The organism is Hymenobacter agri, assembly GCF_054778495.1.
Genome location: NZ_BAAGZM010001235.1, coordinates 1 through 619, shown reverse-complemented (window position 1 = coordinate 619; position 619 = coordinate 1). Strand labels below are relative to the sequence as shown.

Annotated in this window: 1 protein-coding gene; it reads left to right on the top strand. The window is 66.7% G+C overall.

Features of this window, described 5'->3' with window-relative positions; genetic code table 11:
* Positions 1 to 619: hypothetical protein (locus tag ACYVDE_RS25520; protein WP_460504308.1), on the top strand; the 619-nt coding region annotated here is incomplete at both ends.

The following is a 619-nucleotide window of genomic DNA, read 5'->3' as shown; positions in this document are numbered from 1 at the left end:
GCCGTGCGGGTGGCCGAGCGCGAGCCCCGCGCCAGCCGGCAACTCACCACCGCCCTGATTGGCCTGGGCCGGCTGGCGGCCGAGCAGGAAGAATTTGTCGAATCCGACGGCTACTTCCGACTGGCCCTCCGGCGCATGCGGCAAAACAAGCAAGTCGATTCCGTGGACCTCGTGCTGGGCACCAGCCAGTTGGCCACGCTCTACCTGGGATGGCTGAATTCGGGCCAGTCCGCGCCCGATTCTCTGACCCGTCTGCACGCCTATTATGCCCGCTTGGCGTTGGCCATTTTCCGGCGCCTGCCGGCCGCCCGGCAGCGGCAGCAGGACGAGATGCTGGCGTACTGCCTCGACAATTTGGGCATGGTGCACCAGCGGGCCCAGCGCTATGACTCTGTGTTTTACTACGAAACGCAGGCCCTGCGCTTGTTCCGTCGGTTCGACAACAAATACGGCATGACGCACGCCCAGCAGCTGATGGCCGAAGTGCGCCTGGCCCAGCATCGCTGGGCCGAGGCGGCCCGGCTGCTGCCCCCCACTATCGAGTGGGCCCGGCAGCTACACGCCATTGGCTACGAGGCCCAGGGCCGCCAGCTATTGGCCCAGGCCCTCGACAACACCG